A 12180-nucleotide genomic window follows, 5' to 3' on the forward strand; every position below is an offset into this window, starting at 1 on the left:
GGCCTCCGTGATCCGCGCCCCGGCCGCCCCGCCCCCGTCAGACGTCCGTGACCCGCAGCCCCGCGTGCGCCTTGTAGCGCCGGTTCACCGAGATCAGGTTGGCGACCAGGGACTCCACCTGGTGCGCGTTGCGCAGCCGGCCGGCGAAGATCCCGCGCATGCCGGGGATGCGGGCGGCGAGCGCCTGCACCACATCCGTGTCGGCCCGCTTGTCGCCCAGCACCATCACGTCCGTGTCGATCTCCTCGACGGCCGGGTCCTGGAGCAGCACGGCGGACAGGTGGTGGAAGGCGGCGGTGACCCGCGACTCCGGCAGCAGCGCGGCGGCCTGCTGCGCTGCGCTGCCCTCCTCGGGGCGCAGGGCGTAGGCGCCCTGCTTGTCGAAGCCGAGCGGATTGACGCAGTCGATCACCAGCTTGCCGGCGAGCTCGTCGCGCAGGGCCGTCAGCGTGTCGGCGTGGCCGTCCCACGGCACCGCGACGATCACCACGTCGGAGCGGCGGGCGCACTCCGCGTTGTCGGCGCCCTCGACCCCGTCGCCGAGCTCCCGCGCGGCCGCCTCCGCGCGCTCCGCGGACCGCGAGCCGATGATCACCTTCTGGCCGGCCCGGGCCAGCCGGTAGGCGAGGCCGCGCCCCTGGTCGCCGGTGCCGCCGAGCACACCGACCACGAGGCCGGAGACGTCCGGCAGCTCCCACGGGTCCTTCGCCTGCTTGGCCCCGGTCCCGGGGGCCGCACCCGCACCGGAACCCACCGCTCCGGCCGCCCCCGCGGCCGGAGCGTTCGTCACCTCGTCACGCGTCATGTCACTGGTCATGGCGCGATCCAATCACGCCACGATCACGCCCGGATCACGCCTCCGCGTGTCCACGCCGTCACGCCTTCACGCCGCCCTCGGCGAGCCCCGTGCGCCAGTAGCGCTGGAGAGCCCCCATGAGCACCATCAGCGGCAGCACGGAGAGGAAGGCGCCGCCGACGGTGTACTGGTAGAGCACGGGCTGCCGGTCGGCGTACCCGGTCCAGGCCGTCAGACCCAGCTGTACGGGGTAGAGCCGCGCGTCGGAGAGCATGACCAGCGGCAGGAAGAAGTTGTTCCAGATATGGACGAACTGGAACAGGAACACCGTGATCAGGGCGGGCGACATCAGCCGCAGCACCAGCCCCCGGAAGATCCGCGCCTCCCCCGCGCCGTCGATCCGGGCGGCCTCCAGCAGCGAGTCGGGGACGGCCGCGGCCGCGTAGATCCGGCAGAGGTAGACCCCGAAGGGGCTGACCACGCCGGGGATCAGCACGGCCCAGTACGTGTTGGCCATGCCCAGCTCGCTGAAGAGCAGATACAGCGGGAGGGCGAGCGCGGTGCCGGGGATCAGCACCCCGGCGAGGATCACGTTGAAGACCGCCTCGCGGCCCGGGAAGGGGAACTTCGCCAGCGCGTAGCCGGCGGCGGCCGACAGCAGGGTCGCGGCGACGGCGCCGACGCCCGCGTACAGCAGGCTGTTGGCGAACCAGCGCACGTAGATGCCGTCGTCGTGCCGGAGGACGGCGCCGAGGCGCTCCAGGGGCCGGGGGTCGGCGAACCAGAGGCCGAAGGTGCCGAAGAGGTCGCCGCTGCTCTTGGTGGCGGAGACGGCCAGCCAGTAGACGGGCACGAGGAAGTAGACGGCGGCGACGGCCAGCAGCGCGAACGTGATGACGCGGTGGCGCAGCGGTACGGGGATCATCGGCCGCCCTGTTTCTCGCGCTTCTCGCGCTTCTCGTGCTTCTCGCGCGTTTCGTGCTTCTCGCGCGTTTCGTGCTTCTCGCGCGATCCCCGCCCGACGAGCCGCAGGAAGCCGAACGACAGCACGCAGGCGACCAGGGCGAGCAGGACCGCCTCGGCCGCCGCGAGGTGGTGGTTGTTGCTGGTGAACGCCTCGTGGTAGGCGTGCAGATTGGGCGTGTAGCCGGAGTCGACGGAGGAGGCGAGGGGCCGCAGCACCATGGGTTCGGCGAAGAGCTGGAGGGTGCCGATGATGCTGAAGACGGTGGTGAGCACGAGCGCCGGCCGGATCAGCGGCAGCTTGATGTGGCGGGCGACCTGCCAGGCGCTCGCGCCGTCGATCCGGGCGGCCTCGTAGAGCTCCCCGGGCACGGCCTTGAGCTGGGAGATCAGCACCAGCATGTTGTAGCCGGTGTACTGCCAGGTGACGATGTTGGCGATGGACCACAGCACGGCGTCCCGGGAGAGGAAGTCGACCTCGTGGCCCAGGGTGTGGCCGATCTCCACCAGGGGGCTGATCCCGGGCACGTAGAGGAAGCCCCAGAGGATGGAGGCGATCACGCCGGGCACCCCGTAGGGCAGGAAGTAGGCCGTGCGGAAGAAGCCGACCCAGCGCGCGGAGGCGGCCTCCAGCAGCAGGGCGAGGCCGGTGGCCAGGGCGAGCATCACGGGGATCTGGACCGCGCCGAAGAGCAGCACCCGCCCGAACCCGGCGAGGAAGCGCTCGTCCTGGAGGGCGTGGGCGTAGTTGTCGAGGCCCGCGAAGACCTCGCGGGCGCCGCCGAGGCCGAGCGGGCCGAAGCGCTCGACGCGCAGCAGGCTCTGCTGGAGGGCGTAGCCGATGGGGGCGATGAAGCAGAGCAGGAAGAGCGCGAGGAACGGCAGCAGGAAGCAGGCCGCGGCGCGGGCCCGCTGCCGGGCGAGCGGCGAGCGGCGCGGCCGGCGGCTGCCGCCGGGCCGCTGTCCGGGGGCGGGCGGGCCGCTGGGGCCGCGGGCGGACTCGCCGCCCTGCCGCGGGCGGGGCGAGCCGCCCTCGTAGCGCAGGCCGGCCGGGCCGCTCATCCGGCCTCCGCCTTCAGGCCCTTGAGCGCGAGGTCGTCGAGCGTCTGCCGCTGGACGGTGGTCAGCACCCGGCGGAAGGAGGTGCCCTCGTCGATCGCCTCGGTGAAGGCGTCGCCGAGGCGCTGGTAGAGGGTGTCCACGGCCGGCCCCCAGGTCCAGGAGGTGTCGACGGCGCGGCCGGCGGCCGCGAAGACCCGGCTGTAGTCCTGGCCGCCGAAGAACGCCCGGCGGGCCGCGAGATCACCGCTCGCGTATCCGCTCCGGGCGCTGGGGAACCCGTAACCGCCCTTGATCATCAGTTGCAGGGAGCGCGGGTCGGAGTTGAGCCAGACGGCGAAGTCGAGGGCGTCGCGGGGGTAGCGGGTGCGGCGGAAGACGGCGGTGGTGGAGCCGCCCCAGTTGGCGTGGGCGTTCTCGCCCTTGCGCCACTGCGGGAGCGGGGCCACCCGCCAGGCCCCGGCGGTGGCGGGCGCGTTGCCGGCCAGCAGCGCGTCGCCCCAGCTGGCGCCGAGCCAGGAGACGATGCCGCCGGTCTGGATGTCCTTGTACCAGGCGTTCTGCCGGTCCGGCACGGTCTTGACGAGCTTCCGGCGGACCAGGCCCTCCCAGAGGTCGGCGACGCGCCGGGTCGGCTCGTCGTCGATGTGCACCACCCAGGTGCCGTCGCGGGCGGCGAACCAGCGCGCCCCGGCCTGCCAGGCGTAGCCGGCGAAGCGGTTGCCGTTGGTGGGGGCGAAGGTCTCGATGTGGGCGCCGCGGCGGCGCACGGCGCGGGCCGCCTCCTCGTACTCGTCCCAGGTGGTGGGCACGGCGATGTCCCAGGCGTCGAGGAGGTCCTGCCGCACGAACAGGCCCATGGGACCGGAGTCCTGGGGGATGGCGTAGACGCCGCCGGCGAAGACGGACTGCTGCCACTGCCAGCCGATGAACGCGGCCTTGTGCCGGCCGGCGCCGTACTGGCCGAGTTCGGCGAGGCCGCCGGCGAGGAGGAAGCCGGGCACCACGGCGTACTCCAGCTGGCCGAGGTCCGGCGGGTTCCCGGCGGTGATCGCGGCGTGCATCTTGGCGTACTGGGCGCCGCCCACCGCGGAGACCTTCTCCACCTCCACGCGGACCTCGGGGTGGAGGCTGTTCCACAGGGCGACGGGCTTGTCGATGCCGGGCACCCAGGACCAGAAGGTGAGGGTGATCCGCTCGCCCGGCCGGCGGACGGTCGCCCGTGCGGCGGACCCGGCGTCGTGCCCGGTGTCGTGGCCGGTGCAGCCGGTGAGCGCCGCGCCGGCCGCCAGCGAGGCGGCCGAGCCCAGGGCGGCGCGCCGGCCGAGTGTCATCCGAACTCCTCCACGGGGATGCGGCGGAAGGTGATCGTCTCGTACGGGCCGAAGTCGCCGGTCTCGTACAGCAGTCCGACGGTGCGGTCGTCGAGGCGGACCAGGTCGGAGTAGGCCGCGGGCAGCCCGTCGACGGTGTGCGCCACGGCCCATGTCACACCCCGGTCATGGCTGGAGCGTACGGTCATCAGCGCCCTGAACCCGGGATCGGCGGGGCCGGAGAAGAGCAGCACATCGGGATCGCCCAGATGCAGCAGGCTGCCCTCGCACACCGGGCCGGTGAGCCCGGCCTGCGGGCGGAAGGGCTTGACCAGGCTCTCGCCGCCGTCGGTGGAGAGGGCGTCGGCGCGGTTGCCGGGGGACGGGGAGTCGTTGCGGGTGTTGAGGTAGACGGTGCCGTCGGGCAGCTCGGCGGCGGTCGTCTCGTTGACGTTGACGTACCCGTCGGGGTTGTCGTCCAGGTAGCCGAGCCGCCAGGTCTCGCCGTCGTCGTCGCTCAGCAGGGCGTGGCCGCCGTTGTACTTGCCCTCGGTGCCGTTGTCGCCGCCGCTCGGGGGGAGGGAGTGGTTGGCGGGTACGAGGACCCGGCCGGCGTGCGGGCCGTGCCGCAGTTGCAGAGCGTGGCCGGGGGTGGTGGCGTACCAGCGCCAGTCCGGTCTCTTCACGGCGGCGGTGATCTCGCGGGGGTCGCTCCAGCTGGCGCCGTGGTCGTCGCTGTGGCGCAGCCAGACCCGGCGGCCGTCGGCGGCGGACACCTGGCCGCGGCGGATGCGGTCCTCGGTGGCCGCGGCGGCGTTGCGGATGTGCACCAGCAGCACCCGGCCGCTCTCCAGCACCACGGGGGCGGGGTTGCCGGCGAGGTGGGGGCCGTTGTGGGCGGCGACCCGCAGCGGGCCCCAGGTGCGGCCGCCGTCGGAGGAGCGGCGCAGCACGATGTCGATGTCGCCGTGGTCGGCCGCCGAGCCGACCCGGCCCTCGGCGAAGGCGAGCACATCGCCGTTGGCGGCGAGCACCACGGCGGGGATGCGGAAGCTCTCGTAGCCCTCGGCGCCGGCCTCGAACGGGACGGAGACCTCATGGGCGGTGACGGATCGGGCGGTGACTCGGCCGGCCATGAGCCCTCCCGGGCGTAGGGCGTCCTGATTTCTGCCGCTATCTGCCGAGACCATAGGGAGCCGCGAGAACGGGCGTCAAGAAGCGGGACGGAATGGATGCTTCCCCGGCCGGCCGGGGGGTTCGGCGGCCGTCCACCGGGCGAATTCCCGGTGAACGGCGGGGCGGCTACTCCTCCTGTCGGCGGGAGGCGTCGTGCCAGCGCGGGTCCGTCTCCCACTCGAGATTGCGCTCGCGGGCCGTCTCCATCGCGTGCGACGCCTCCTCGCGCGTGGCGTACGGCCCGAAGCGGTCCGCGGCCCGGCACTCGGGGCCCTCCTCGACCTTCTTGTGCGCGAGGCAGTAGTACCACTCCCCCGGCTTGCCCACCGTCCGCTTCTTGAACAGGGCCATGCGGCTCTCCTCTCCCGTGCTGCCGTTCCCGTGCTGCCCGTCCGTCGGGGCCATGCTGCCCGATCGGGCCCGTCGGCACCCCTCGATACACTCGCTGACATGTCTGGCCAGTCACTGCTCGTACCCGGGACCCTGTCCCCCACCCGTCCCGTGCCCGCCTCGATCCCGCGCCCGGAGTACGTGGGCAAGGACGCGCCCACCCCGTATGCGGGGCCGGAGGTGCAGGACGCCGAGACCGTGGAGCGGATGCGGATCGCCGGGCGGCTCGCCGCCGAGGCCCGCGAGGAGGCCGCCCGGCACATCGCGCCCGGGGTGACCACGGACGAGCTGGACCGGATCGCGCACGAGTACCTCTGCGACCACGGGGCGTACCCGTCCTGCCTGGGCTACCGCCGCTTCCCGAAGTCGATCTGCACCTCGCTCAACGAGGTGATCTGCCACGGCATCCCGGACTCCACCGTGCTCAGGGACGGGGACATCGTGAACCTCGATGTCACGGCCTACATAGGAGGGGTGCACGGCGACACCAACGCCACGTACCTCTGCGGCGAGGTCGACGAGGAGTCGCGGCTGCTGGTGGAGCGCACCCGGGAGTCGCTGAACCGCGCGATCAAGGCGGTCAAGCCGGGCCGGCAGATCAATGTGATCGGCCGGGTGATCGAGTCGTACGCCAAGCGCTTCGGCTACGGCGTGGTGCGCGACTTCACCGGGCACGGCATCAACACGTCCTTCCACTCCGGGCTGATCGTGCCGCACTACGACAGCCCGCACGCCACCACCGTGATCAAGCCGGGGATGACCTTCACCATCGAGCCGATGCTGACGCTGGGCACCCACGACTACGACCTGTGGGAGGACGGCTGGACGGTGGTGACCAAGGACCGCAAGCGGACCGCGCAGTTCGAGCACACGCTGGTCGTCACGGAGACGGGTGCGGAGATCCTCACCCTGCCGTAAGGTTTTTACCGACGGGATGTCGGGAAGCGGTTGACTTAGGCATGCCTAAGTTAGAGGATGTGCACGGGTCGGCGCCGCCCTGCCCGACCGTCTGCTGCCGCTTCCCGACCCGCGGGGCGGCCGGCCACCGGAGGTCCCATTTGGACGCGCCCAGCCAGACCCCCGCCGCGACGGCGTTCTCGACGCTGATCCGCACCGCCTCGCACGAGCAGCACACCGAGGCCGAGACCTCGACCTTCATGAGCGACATGCTCGGGGGGCGGCTCGGAGTGGACGCGTACGCGCTCTACACCGAGCAGCTCTGGTTCGTCTACCGCGCGCTGGAGGGCGCGGCCGACCGCCTCGCGGACGACCCCGTCGCCGGGCCGTTCATACGGCCCGAGCTGCTGCGGGTGGCGGCGCTCGAACGCGATCTGACGCATCTGCGCGGGGCCGGCTGGCGCGAGCGGGCCCGGGCGCTGCCCGCCACCGCCGCGTACGCCGACCGGGTCGCGGAGGTCGCCCGCGACTGGACGGCGGGCTATGTGGCCCACCACTACACCCGCTATCTGGGCGATCTCTCCGGCGGCCAGATCATCCGCGGCACCGCGGAGAAGACCTGGGGCTTCGCGCGCAAGGGCGACGGCGTGCGGTTCTATGTGTTCGAGGACATCGGGAACCCGGCGGCGTTCAAGCGGGAGTACCGCGCGCTGCTGGACGCGGTGCCGGTGGACGACCTGGAGAAGCAGCGGATGGTCGACGAGTGCAAGCGGGCGTTCCGGCTGAACACGGCGGTGTTCCAGGAGCTCGGAGAGCGCTTCCGGCTCAGCGCGTAGGTTTTCGCACGGGCCCCGCGACGTGGTCAGAGGCGGTGGTACGGGCCCCGCGGCCCGGTCAGGGGCGGCGGGTGGCGCGTCGACGGGTGGCGAGGACCACCGCGCCGCCGGCCACCGTGAGCGCGCCGGCCGCGCCGAGCAGGGCACCGGCCGGGGCACCGGCGCCGGTGGCCGCGAGCGAGGCGCTGCCACCGGAGGCGGACGCGCCGCCGACCGTGCCCGCGCCGCCGGTGCTTCCCGCGCCGCCGGAGGCGCCCGTCCCCGTCGAGCCGGTGGCGCCCGCGGCCGCGGCGCCGCCCGGCCGGGGCAGCGTGGCGCCCTCCTCGACCGAGACGGCGAGCGTCACCGGGTCGAGGGCGTCCTTGGGCTGGTAGAAGCCGCCGAACGCCTTGGCGCCCTCGGCGGTCAGGACCGCCGGCACCCCGGTGAGCCGGACGACGCCGTCCTTCGCCCGGAGCGCCCCCGCCGGCAGGGCGAGATCGGCGATCCGCACGTCCTCGCTGGTGGTCACCGCCCCCGTCCGGCGGTCCTTGGCGGAGACATCGGCGATCAGGGCCCCCTGCGTGCCGGCCGCCCGGACCGTGAGGCCGCGGAACGTCAGGTCCAGGGAGTCCCCGTGGGCCCGGAAGCGGACGGCCCCGGCGAAGGTGGCGTTCAGATTCGCGGCGGCCGCGTCGTACGAGCCGCTGCCCCGGGTGAAGCGGTAGCCGTCGCCGCTCTTCACCGCGCCGGCGGACAGCTCGACCGTGCCGCGGGTGCGCGCGATGTAGTCGCGGAAGGACTTCTTCACCCCCCAGTCGAGCGTGCCGTCCCGAACGGTGGAGGCGGTGGGCGCCGCCGCGGGCTTCGCCGCCGGTCCGCTCACCGCAGGCTCGGGCCGCTGCGCCGGCGGCCGAGCCGGGGTGGACGGCGTGGCGGGGGTGACCTGCGTGTTCGGCGTGGTGGGCGTGGCGGCCGGGGGCGACGGCTTCGTGGTCGGGGGGCGCTGGGCCGAGCCGACCGTCACCGTGAGGGTGACGGGGTCGAGCGTTTCGCCCGCCGCGTAGTTGCCGGCGAACGCGCGGACGCCGGCCGCGGTGAGCTTCGCGGGGATGGCCGCGTAGCGGATGGCGCCGCCGGCGTCGGCCGGCCGGATGCCGGTCAGGTCGAGGTCGGCGAGGGCGATGTCCTGGTCGGTTTTGCCCTCGGCGGTGACATCGGCGGTGAGGGTGCCCGCCTTGCCCTTGGTGCCGACCTTGACGTCGGCGATCCGGATGTCGAAGCCGTGGGCGGTGGAGCTGAAGCGGACGCTGCCGCGGAAGGTGGTCGTGACGGCGTGGGTGGCGGTGTCGTAGGTGCCGGTGCCGGCGGTGAATCGGAAGGTGCCGTCGGCGTTCCGCTCGGCGCCGTCGGCCACGTCGACGCGGCCCTGGGCGCCCGTGGTGACGTATCTGCGGAAGGACTCCTTCACTCCCCAGTCCAGGGTGCCGTCGCGCAGCTGGAGCGGTGGGCCGGCGGCGGCCCCCGGCCCGTGGTCGGCGGCGGTGGCGGCGGTGGCGGGCAGGGTCAGGGCCGTGGCGCCGAGGAGGGTCGCCGTGGCGACGGCCGCGGCGAGGACGACGGGACGGGAGAGGGTGGCCATGGTCGTTCGCTTCTCCTTGAGGTGGTCGGGCAGCGCCGCGCGGGAGGGCGACAGGGGCCGCCGGTCGGCGGCGGTTCGAGGCCGGTTCGGCCGTGTCATGGGTCGGTCGTGACCGGGGTCGGTCGTGAAGGTCGACGCGACCAAAAGCGGTCAGTCGTGGTGCGGCCCGTCCGGCGCGGGCCCCGCCGGTACGGTCTCTGCCGCGGGCTCCGTCGTACGGCGGCGGGCGCGCCGTACGAACAGCCCCGCGGCCGCCGCGACGAGCACCGCGCCCCCGAGGGCGACGGGAACGGTGGGAAATCCGGACGGGGAGGCGGAGCCGGCGGACGCCGCCGTCGCGGCCTTCGCCGCGGGCTTCGCGCCGGCCGTGGCGCCGGGGCCGGGGCTCGCGCCGGCGGCCGGGTCGCTGCCCAGGTCGGGCAGCGGGGGCAGCCGGGCGCCGGTGTCGAGCGCGACGGCGAGCGACACGGGGTCCATGGCGGTGCCGGCGCGATACATCCCGCCGAACGCCTTCGCGCCCTCCTCGGTGAGCGTGGCCGGCGCCTCGGTGAACGTCAGCAGGCCGTCCTGGGCGCGCGGGGCGGCGGCGTCGAAGGTGACGAGCGGAACGTTTCGGCGGACCGGGTCCTCGCCGGCGCCCCCCGCGCCGCCCGCACCGCCCGTGACATCCGCGGACAGCGTGCCCCGGCCGTCCCTGACGGCCACCCGCACCGCGCTCAGGCCCAGGTCCAGCTCGTTGCCGGTGAAGCGCACGCCCCCGGCGAAGGTCGCGTCGAGACGGCCGGATTCGGGGTCGTACGTGCCGGTTCCGCGCGGGAAGCGGAAGAGCGCGCCGCCGTCCTCGGCACCGTCGGTGAGGGCCCAGCGGCCGCGGGCGATCGGGCCGGTGACGTACTCGCGGAACGTCCTGCGCACGCCCCAGTCCACGGCGGCGTCCGTGAACCGGCCGTCCGCGCCCGGCTCCTCGCCCGGCTCCCGGTCGCCGGTCCGCCGCTCCGGCGCGGTGGTGGCGGAGCCGGCGGACGGCCCGCCGGACCCGGCCCCGCCGGCGGAGGACGCGGCGTCGAGCACATCGGCGGAGAGCGTCACCGGGTCCAGCGCGGCGCCGGCCTCGTAGTAGCCCGCGAACGCCTTCGCGCCCTGTTCGGTGAGCGTGGCCGGGACGGTGGTGAGGGCGATGGTGGAGCCGCCGCCGCGCATCGTCACCCCGGACAGGTCCAGGGCGGCGAGCGGCACCTGCGCGGCCGAGGTGACCTCGCCCGTGCCGCGGGCGCGGCTGGTCATGTCGGCGTGGAGGGTGCCGCGGCCGCCGGTGACGCGGACCGTGGGCCTGCTGATGGTGAGGTCGAGCTCGAAGGTGCCGTCCGTCCCGCGGTGGCCGGTGAAGCGGACCGCGCCCGTGTAGCCGGCCCGCAGATCGCCGCTGTCGGGGTCGTACGAGCCCCGGGCCGAGTGGAAGCGGAACCGGTCGGTGCCGACGGTGGCCGCGCCCCCGGACAGCGCCCAACTCCCCCGGGCCACGGGCCCGGTGACATAGCGCTGGAAAGAGGCTTTGATACCCCAGTCCAGGCGCCCGCCGGAGATTGTGCGCTCGGCGGCGCCGGCGGTGGGGGCCGTGAGCGGCACCGTCGCCAGCGCGGTCAGCAGCGCGGCGGTGAGCAGGCGGAACGGGCCGGACGACGGCATGGGGAACCCCTCCGAGGCGGGCATGGCCAATAAGGTAAGGCTAACCTAAGCTCAGTTCACCCGTTCGGAAAGTCTCACGAGAAGTCTTCCTCCAGGGAAGACCCGCGGAAAGGTGGCACCAGTGGTTCACCGGCAGTTGGCCGCATCACCACGTCGCGCCGCACGGCTGGTCGGCGCCCTGTTCGCCGTGGTCGCCCTGGCCGTGGCGGGGACGGGCTGCGGCAGGGCGGCGGAGGGGCCCACCGCGAAGTCGGCCGAAACCCCGCCCTCCGCCGACCGGGTTGAGCCACTCGACACGGTGCCGGCACCGCGGCTGCCCGCCACGGTGCCGTCCGCCGACGGCCGGCGGGTCACCGTGGCGAGCGCCGACCGGATCGTGCCGCTCACCGGCTCGCTCTCCGAGGTCGTCTTCACCCTCGGCCTCGGCGAACGCGTCGTCGCCCGCGATGTCACCACCACGTTCGAGCAGGCGGCGAAGCTGCCGGTGGTGACCCGCGCCCACGACGTCTCCGCCGAGAGCGTGCTGTCGCTGCGGCCCACCGTCGTGCTCGCCGACCCGGCCACCGGGCCCGCCGAGGCCATCGACCAGATCCGGGACGCGGGCGTGCCGCTCGTGGTGCTGGAACCGGCCAAGTCCCTCGCCGACATCGGCCCCCGGATCGACGCCGTCGCCGCCGCGCTCGGCGTTCCCGACGCGGGCACGCGGCTGCGCGAGCGCACGGAGGAGCGCATCGCCGCCGTACGGAAGGGAATTCCGGCCCAGCGGTCCCCCGGCGCGGACAGGCCCCGGGTGGCCTTCGTCTATCTGCGCGGCTCGGCCGCGGTCTATCTGCTCGGCGGCCGGGACTCCGGGGTGAGCTCCCTGCTGGAGGCGGCCGGCGCGGTCGACGCCGGCAAGGAGTCCGGACTCACCAAGGACTTCACCCCCCTCACCAGCGAAGCCCTGGTCAAGGCCGCGCCCGACGCGCTCCTGGTGATGGCGAAGGGCCTGGCGTCCGTCGGCGGCACGGACGGGCTGCTCAAGGTGCCCGGCATCGCCGAGACCCCCGCCGGCCTCGACCGCCGCGTCGTCTCGATCGACGACGGGACCCTCCTCGCCTACGGCCCGCGCACGGATCAGGTCCTCGCGTCCCTGGTGGCCCAGCTCTACGGCGGGGCGCGGTGACGACGCGGGATTCCCGTGGGGGAAGCGGACCGGAGTCCCTGCCGCACGCGGGGGACGCGCCCGCGCCGGGCCCCGTGACCGCGCCCGTGCCGCGCTCCGCTGCGGGACGGCACGCGGAACAGCGCGCGGCACAGGACGCGGAACAGCGCGCGGGGCGACAAGCGGAGCGGCGGGCGGAATCCGGCGACGGCGGCACGGCGGCATCCCTCGCGCCGCCCGGCCAGGGCCCCGGCCAGGCCCCGGCACGGTGCAGCAGCGACCCCACCACGTCGCCGAGC

Annotated in this window: 11 protein-coding genes; 3 read left to right on the forward strand and 8 right to left on the reverse strand. The window is 74.3% G+C overall.

All coding sequences use genetic code 11. The features are described 5' to 3' along the window. Positions 1-37: 37 nt before the first annotated feature. The 6 genes from npdG to ACSNOD_RS20760 form a co-directional block, all read right to left on the reverse strand. A complete protein-coding gene (gene npdG / locus ACSNOD_RS20735; protein ID WP_436768498.1) occupies positions 38-805 on the reverse strand; it encodes an NADPH-dependent F420 reductase in 768 nt (255 codons plus the stop codon). 70 nt (positions 806-875) lie between these two features. Continuing rightward, a complete protein-coding gene (locus ACSNOD_RS20740; RefSeq protein WP_436768489.1) occupies positions 876-1721 on the reverse strand; it encodes a carbohydrate ABC transporter permease in 846 nt (281 codons plus the stop codon). After that, entirely contained in the window at positions 1718-2821 is a 1104-nt protein-coding gene (locus tag ACSNOD_RS20745) for a carbohydrate ABC transporter permease (protein WP_436768490.1), read from the reverse strand. The genes ACSNOD_RS20740 and ACSNOD_RS20745 overlap by 4 nt, the downstream gene beginning before the upstream one ends. Further along, complete coding sequence (locus tag ACSNOD_RS20750; RefSeq protein WP_436768491.1) at positions 2818-4152, reverse strand: ABC transporter substrate-binding protein; 1335 nt, start codon at positions 4150-4152, stop codon at positions 2818-2820. The genes ACSNOD_RS20745 and ACSNOD_RS20750 overlap by 4 nt, the downstream gene beginning before the upstream one ends. Then, positions 4149-5267, reverse strand: a complete 1119-nt coding sequence (locus tag ACSNOD_RS20755; protein ID WP_436768492.1) for a sialidase family protein — start codon at positions 5265-5267, stop codon at positions 4149-4151. Before ACSNOD_RS20755 ends, ACSNOD_RS20750 begins: the two co-directional genes overlap by 4 nt. A 166-nt stretch (positions 5268-5433) precedes the next feature. After that, positions 5434-5658, reverse strand: a complete 225-nt coding sequence (locus ACSNOD_RS20760) for a hypothetical protein (RefSeq protein WP_436768493.1) — start codon at positions 5656-5658, stop codon at positions 5434-5436. 99 nt (positions 5659-5757) lie between these two features. Between ACSNOD_RS20760 and map the strand changes: the two genes are divergently transcribed. Both map and ACSNOD_RS20770 read left to right on the forward strand, forming a co-directional pair. Continuing rightward, entirely contained in the window at positions 5758-6615 is an 858-nt protein-coding gene (gene map, locus ACSNOD_RS20765) for a type I methionyl aminopeptidase (RefSeq protein ID WP_436768494.1), read from the forward strand. Between the two features lie 140 nt (positions 6616-6755). Next, positions 6756-7430: a heme oxygenase (biliverdin-producing) gene (locus ACSNOD_RS20770; RefSeq protein ID WP_436768495.1), complete on the forward strand. Its 675-nt coding sequence runs from the start codon at positions 6756-6758 to the stop codon at positions 7428-7430. A gap of 58 nt (positions 7431-7488) precedes the next feature. Here the strand turns inward: ACSNOD_RS20770 and ACSNOD_RS20775 are convergent, their stop codons facing one another. Both ACSNOD_RS20775 and ACSNOD_RS20780 read right to left on the reverse strand, forming a co-directional pair. Continuing rightward, the gene (locus tag ACSNOD_RS20775; RefSeq protein ID WP_436768496.1) at positions 7489-9150 is read right to left on the reverse strand and encodes an HtaA domain-containing protein; all 1662 of its coding nucleotides are present in this window, start codon (positions 9148-9150) and stop codon (positions 7489-7491) included. 51 nt (positions 9151-9201) lie between these two features. Next, positions 9202-10737 (reverse strand): HtaA domain-containing protein, encoded by a 1536-nt coding sequence (locus tag ACSNOD_RS20780; protein WP_436768499.1) that lies wholly within the window; start codon positions 10735-10737, stop codon positions 9202-9204. A 121-nt stretch (positions 10738-10858) separates the two neighbouring features. On the opposite strand from ACSNOD_RS20780, the gene ACSNOD_RS20785 reads away from it, so the two are divergent. Continuing rightward, entirely contained in the window at positions 10859-11902 is a 1044-nt protein-coding gene (locus ACSNOD_RS20785; RefSeq protein ID WP_436768497.1) for a heme/hemin ABC transporter substrate-binding protein, read from the forward strand. Positions 11903-12180 lie beyond the last annotated feature (278 nt).

The organism is Streptomyces sp. URMC 123, from assembly GCF_051386515.1.
Classification (GTDB): domain Bacteria; phylum Actinomycetota; class Actinomycetes; order Streptomycetales; family Streptomycetaceae; genus Streptomyces.